This window comes from Ruminococcus sp. 210702-SL.1.03 (assembly GCF_020559915.1).
GTDB lineage: Bacteria > Bacillota > Clostridia > Oscillospirales > Ruminococcaceae > YE71.
On the sequence record NZ_JAJCLZ010000027.1, the window covers coordinates 22,944 to 30,096 of the forward strand.

The following is a 7,153-nucleotide window of genomic DNA, read 5'->3' on the forward strand; positions in this document are numbered from 1 at the left end:
ATGAAAGAAAAATATCAGCTCTGGATCTGTGAGCTTATCTATGTTCAAAAAACATTTGCCAATCACCAAAAAATATGTTATAATATAATTACTGTCATATCTTGCTGACAAAACTAAAAAATTTTTTATCGGAGGGGTAATTGTGGATAATATCGTTTCCGTCAGCGGGAATATAAATGCTTCCATAAATTTCGCTATGCAGCAAAATTATGTTCCCGTTATCAGAGATCTCGTAGTTGCTAACGAGTCTGACGCCGCCCTTGAAAATATAGACCTAAAGATCAGCTTTGAGCCTGAGTTCGCCAAGACCTTTACTTACCATGTAGAGAATATTCCGGCAAATGGCTCCGTCGAGATCTCGCCCGTCAAGATCGCGACTAATACCGATTTTCTTTTCTCGCTTACCGAAAAAATGATCGGCAATATCACCGTCGATGTGCTTCGCGGCGATGAAAATATCTTCACTTATCAAGATCAGATCGAGCTGCTCGCTTACGATCAGTGGAGCGGGCTTGCCGTTATGCCTGAGATTATCGCCGCTTTCGTTACGCCTAACCACCCCGCTGTTTCCGCGGTGGTGCACGACGCTTCGCTATTCCTCAAAAAGTGGAAGGACGACCCCGCGTTTACAGGCTACCAGACCCAAAATCCAAATAACGTAAAGCTGCAAATGGCGGCGATATACGCGGCGCTGGCGCAGCAGAAAATTATTTATAACAACCCGCCCGCGAGCTACGAAATGTCGGGTCAGCGCGTGCGCCTGCCGCATAGCGTGCTTGAGCAGAAGCTGGGCACTTGCCTTGACCTCGCGCTGCTTTACGCTTCCTGCCTAGAGGCGGTGGGTCTGCACCCGCTGCTCGTTTTCCTCAAAGGTCACGCTTTCTGCGGCTGCTGGCTGGAGAGCGAAACTTTCGCCGACTGCTGCGTTGACGATATTTCCGCCCTCGAAAAACGTATCGCGGCGGACGCTGAAGAGATATTGCTTGTCGAGTGTACCGACTTCGTTGACGGCAGAACAGCCGATTTTGACCGCGCGCTTAAACACGGCAAAGACCACCTCAACGATGTTTCAAATTTCAACTGCGTGGTGGATATTCAGCGCAGCAGGGGCAGCGGTATCCGCCCTATCCCGCTGCGCCCCGAGCTTTCCTGCTCCGGCATACAGCTTGCGGAGGAGAACGATAAGCCGCGGGAGGTCAGAGCGCCCTCAGAGCTGAGCAGCTCGATGCTCGGCAGGGTAGCCGAGGGCAGCGACAAGCCCGTTACCAAGATAAATATCTGGGAGCGCAAGCTGCTCGATTTCAGCCTGCGCAACTCGCTGCTGAATTTCCGCGTTACCAAAAGCACGATGCAGATCATGACCGCCGACCTCGCGAAGCTTGAGGACGAGCTGGCTAGCGGCAGCGATCTCCGCATAATGGAGATACCCTCTGAGTGGACGGTATCGGTGCGCGACGCAAAGATATTTGAGATAGAAAATGAAAAAGACCTCATCACGAACATAGCGGAAGCCGAGTTCAAAAACAAGCGCATACGCACTTTTCTCAGCGAAAAAGACCTTGACGCCGCGCTGAAAAACCTCTACCGCTCGGCGAAAGTCAGCATGGAGGAAAACGGCAGCAACACGCTTTTCCTCTCGCTGGGTCTGCTGCGCTGGTTTGAAAGCGACATCTCTGAAAGACCCCGCTACGCGCCGCTTGTGCTTATCCCGATCGACATCGTGCGAAACAGCCGCAACAAGGGCTACGTTATAAGGAGCCGTCAGGAGGAAACGCAGATAAACGTCACCCTGCTGGAGTACCTGCGGCAGGATCACGGGATCAAGATCACGGGGCTTGACCCCTTGCCGCTCGACGAACAGGGCATAGATCTGCCGCTGGTGTTCAACACGATTCGTCAGGCGATAATGGGCAAAAAGCGCTGGAATATCGAGGAATACGCGTTCATCGGGCTGTTTTCGTTCAGCCAGTTCGTTATGTGGAACGACCTGCGCAACCGCGCCGATGAGCTGAAAGAAAACAAGGTGGTTTCCAGCCTTATCGAGGGCAGGCTGACCTATTCGCCCGAGGATATCGACCTCACGCCCGAAAATATCGACTCCGCGCCCGACCTCGCGAACATGGCTGTACCGATGAGCGCCGACTCTTCTCAGCTCGCTGCCATCGCCGCTGCGGGCAGGGGGCAGAGCTTCGTTCTGCACGGCCCTCCCGGCACAGGCAAGTCGCAGACCATCACGAACATGATCGCGAACGCGCTGTATAACGACAAGACGGTGCTCTTCGTCGCCGAGAAAATGGCGGCGCTCAACGTGGTACAGAAGCGCCTTGAAAACTTAGGTCTTGACCCGTTCTGTCTGGAACTTCATTCCAACAAGACCAATAAATCCACCGTGCTCGCCGAGCTGAACAAGGCGCTCGAGGTCGGCAGGATAAAATCGCCCGAGGATTACGCCGCCGAAGCGGACAAGCTGAGCGGGCAGAAGCGTAAACTGAACGATACGATAACCGCTCTGCACGAAAAGCGCGCCTGCGGCATGAGCCTTTTTGACGTGATCTCGGCATACGAGCGCGCCGCCGACGAGCAGGGCAAGATAAGCTTTTCGCACGCCGCCCCCGCCGAGCTTACGAAAGATCAGCTTGCGCTTTACGCCGAGCTGGTGCACAAATATTCGGTCGCGATCGCCGAAACGGGCAGATTTTCAGAATTCCCGCTGAGCGGCGTTGGCGTTACGGCGTATTCGATAGATCAGCGCGACAGATTCCGTGCGCTGGCAGATGAATTGTCTGAAAAAACGAACGCTGCGGCTCGCCATGCGCACACCCTCGCCGAAGCTTACGGCTATCACGGCGCGCTCGATAAGCACTCGGTAAAAATGCTCGCGGAGATATTTGCGGCAGCGCACATGGAGGGCGAACTTTTGCCTGCGCTGCTCGCCGCGCCGCATTATGATGTGCTTTTCGAGAAGATAACGCAGACAGTCGCGCTCGGCAAACAGTACAGCGCCCTATGCGCGGAGATCGGCGCAAGCTTTGAGAAAAGCGTGTTCGATTACCCCGCGGCAGAGGCAAGACAGCGCCGCAAACAGGCTGAAGCTTCGTGGTTTTTGCCGAAAGCGCTTGGGCTGAGCAAGCTTGTGAAAGCGCTGAAACTGCACGCTAAAGATCCCGCCGCGGTGAAAAAGACCGACCTCGCCGTCATACTCGATAAGCTGTGCGCGGCGAGCGAGATGCGGGAAACTCTGCGCAGCCTGCCGAGCGACGTCGCGGCGACCATGACGGGGCTGTACATGAACGAGCAGACTGACTGGAACGCGCTGGAAAAAGCGTCCGCAAAGACCGCCGCCGTGATGTCTGCGATAAGGGCTAAGGGCGGAGTTTTGCCTGCTGAGATCGCTGGAAAGCTTGCGGCGGCGAACTGCGATGACGATGGCGCGGCGCTGGCGGACTGTCTGGAAAAACTGGCGGCCTTTGAAAAAGAATTTGCTGTTAATATCAGCGAGCTAGACGGTCAGAGCGATTGGCTGAGCGCGGCGGCGGACAGGCTTCGCGTTTACGCCGATAATGCCGACAAACTGAGGTACGCGGCGGAATTCAACACCGCCGACAAAGCTCTTGCGGACAGCGGACTTGCCTGCGTAAGCGAGAGCTACCACGCGGGAAATGTCGGCAGCGAAAACGTTGAAACGGCGTTTTCGTGCGCACTGCATTACCAGCTCGCGCTCGCGATGATACACGCCGACGAACGGCTGAAAGGCTTTAGCAGCAACAGCCTGAACGATCTGATAGTGCAGTTCAAACTGGAAACGGAGCGTTTTTCGCGGCTGACGGTGCAGGAGCTTGCGGCGCGGCTCTCGGCAAAAATACCCGTTGCGGGCAGCGCCTGCTCCGCCGCTTCTGAGATGGGCATACTCAAACGCGCGATAAAGAGCGGCGGCAGAATGATATCTCTGCGCAGCCTTTTCGACAAGATACCTACTCTGCTGCGCCGACTTTGCCCGTGTATGCTGATGAGCCCGATCTCGGTGGCGCAGTACATCGACCCCTCGTTCCCGAAATTCGACCTCGTTATCTTCGACGAAGCTTCGCAGCTTCCGACGGCTGAGGCGGCGGGAACTATCGCGCGCGGCGAGAATGTTGTGATAGTCGGCGACCCGAAACAGCTTCCGCCGACCAATTTCTTCTCCTCAAACAGGATCGACGAAGAGAACAGCGATAAGGAAGACCTCGAGAGCTTGCTTGACGACTGTTTGGCGATCTCGATGCCGCAGGAGTATCTGAAATGGCACTACCGTTCGCGCCACGAGAGCCTTATCGCGTACAGCAATATGAAGTATTACGACAACAAACTGCTGACTTTCCCCTCGAACAACGACCTGATCTCAAAAGTTTCCATCGTGCACCCCGAGGGCTTTTACGATAAGGGCAAGACCAAACAGAACAAGGCGGAAGCGCGGGCAGTGGTGGACGAGATCATCCGCCGGCTGAGCGACGAAAAACTGCGCGGCGAGAGCATAGGCGTGGTAACTTTCAGCTCGGTACAGCAAAATCTCATCGACGATATGCTCTGCGAAGAGTGGGAGAAGCACCCCGAACTGGAGGAACTTGACCAGAGATCCGACGAGCCGATATTCATCAAGAATTTGGAGAACGTGCAGGGCGATGAGCGCGACGTTATACTTTTCTCGGTCGGCTATGGCCCTGATCAAAGCGGAAACGTTTCGATGAATTTCGGTCCTCTCAACCGTGAGGGCGGCTGGCGCAGACTGAACGTCGCCATCTCGCGCGCGAGAAAAGCGATGATCGTTTACTCGGTGCTTCGTCCCGAGCAGATCGACTTTTCAAGAACGCGGTCTGAGGGCGTTGCGGGTCTGAAGGGCTTCTTAGAATTTGCAGAAAAAGGCAGGCTTGCGGTGATACAGCACGATTCTGCCGCGCCCTCCGCTGACAGCACAGTGGCTGAGAGCATCGCGAAAGCCATCACCGAGATGGGCTACGATGTGAAGTGCGCGATCGGTTCGTCGGAATTCAAGGTGGACATCGGTGTTATCGCCCCCGAAAACGAGGAGGAGTACATACTCGGCATACTGCTCGACGGCAGTGCGGAAAACTCCACCGCTCAGGACAAATTCGTGCTCCAGCCCGGCGTGCTGAAAGGCCTCGGCTGGAACCTCATCAGAATATGGACGCTCGACTGGTTCGACGACAGACAGCGCGTTTTGCGCAGCATAAAGGCGGCGATCGAGAACGTGCCAAAGCAGGAGAAATCTGTAAAAGTGCGTGTAAAGCCTACGGTATTTGCGGCTGCGACGTTTGAAAAAGAGGACATATCGAAGCTCGCGGCCACGGCGCGCGAAGATTATGTAACGGCGGAGATCGGCGTTATCGGCACATCGGACGAATACTATCTGCCGCAGAACAAGCGCAGGATAAAAGAGATCGTGGAGAAGATCATCGCGGTGGAAGCGCCGATAAGCCGCAAACTGCTGATGAAAAAGGTGCTGAGCGCGTGGTCGATCACGCGAGGCGGCGCGCGCGTTGAGAGTATTTTCACGGACGTGATGAGCAGCGTCCCTGCAACGGCAACGCAGGACGAAGACCGCGTTTTCATTTGGCGCGATGGTCAGCGCCCCGAGGAGTATTCGGCGTATCGCGCTGACAGCGAATCGGCGAAGCGCACGGCGGACAACATCCCCTCGGAGGAGATACTCTGCGCCGCGAGCGAGGTGCTCAGCGAGCAGATCAGCCTATCCGAGCCCGACCTGATAAAGGAAACGGCGAAGAAATTTGGCTTTGCCCGAGCAGGCGGCGTGATCGAGAGCACGATCGGCTACGCGGTAAGAAAGGGCATCGAGAGCGGAAAGCTTGCTAAGTCGGATAAGGGGAGAGTGACGGCGGTGTGAGTATTTTTCATCGCTGAAGCAAAGATAAAAAAATAGAAACACCGTCAGATACCTCACAAAAAGGGTCGTCTGACGGTGTTTTTTGATGTGGAGGGCGACTAATGATTTTGCTACAAAAAATTAAACCAGGAACGATTTAAACTCACGCGCTCACGTGGAGCGCGACGCAAGCCGCGAGTAGATGTTCGCACATCTCGCGGCATTTCAACTCACGCGCTCACGTGGAGCGCGACTAACGCTTTATTTTACTGCGATCCGCCGTATCACATTTCAACTCACGCGCTCACGTGGAGCGCGACTATAAACAGATTGAAATGGCAATCAAAATGGTAGATTTCAACTCACGCGCTCACGTGGAGCGCGACGGACAAGACCGCCGACACAATGGCCCAGATCACCATTTCAACTCACGCGCTCACGTGGAGCGCGACGCTACACGAAAAGCGGCAAGCCTATAAATTTTGAGGATTTCAACTCACGCGCTCACGTGGAGCGCGACTTGGAGACTGGTTCGGAGATAGATGGGGCGATATTATTTCAACTCACGCGCTCACGTGGAGCGCGACCATAACAGGAAGCACTTCCAATTCACAACGGAAGATTTCAACTCACGCGCTCACGTGGAGCGCGACTTGTGCGCCTCGGCGAAACAGCCGCCGAACCCTATATTTCAACTCACGCGCTCACGTGGAGCGCGACACGGGCAATTCGTATATCAAGACCCTTGTGACCGATTTCAACTCACGCGCTCACGTGGAGCGCGACCTCAGATAGAGCGCCGCCATCACAATTCGGTATAGTATTTCAACTCACGCGCTCACGTGGAGCGCGACCAGCCTATTCAGATGAACACATAGCTCATGAAGCAATTTCAACTCACGCGCTCACGTGGAGCGCGACATTATTCTGTTATCCTGTGCCGCCCTGCGCCACAGTTCATTTCAACTCACGCGCTCACGTGGAGCGCGACTCCAAGATAGTGCTTATAGGGACAACTCAAATAGATTTCAACTCACGCGCTCACGTGGAGCGCGACGCGTGCCCAAGGACAACGGCACGCCCGAAGAAAATTTCAACTCACGCGCTCACGTGGAGCGCGACGAAGAGTGGCTGTCTACGCTGCGTTTTGGTGACATTTCAACTCACGCGCTCACGTGGAGCGCGACGATGGACGACGTCGCAACGTTTGTCGGCGGCATCATTTCAACTCACGCGCTCACGTGGAGCGCGACGATGGACGACGTCGCAACGTTT

The 7,153-nt window shown here is 55.1% G+C and carries 1 protein-coding gene and 1 CRISPR repeat array; the gene reads left to right on the forward strand.

What is annotated here, in order from left to right; translation table 11 throughout:
- Positions 1 to 142 precede the first annotated feature (142 nt).
- Complete coding sequence (locus LI114_RS11300) at positions 143 to 5,899, forward strand: DUF3320 domain-containing protein (RefSeq protein ID WP_227220742.1); 5,757 nt, start codon at positions 143 to 145, stop codon at positions 5,897 to 5,899.
- Positions 5,900 to 6,033: 134 nt separating this feature from the next.
- A CRISPR array of direct repeats spans positions 6,034 to 7,131; the repeat unit is 32 nt; unit sequence ATTTCAACTCACGCGCTCACGTGGAGCGCGAC.
- The last annotated feature ends 22 nt before the right edge of the window (positions 7,132 to 7,153 follow it).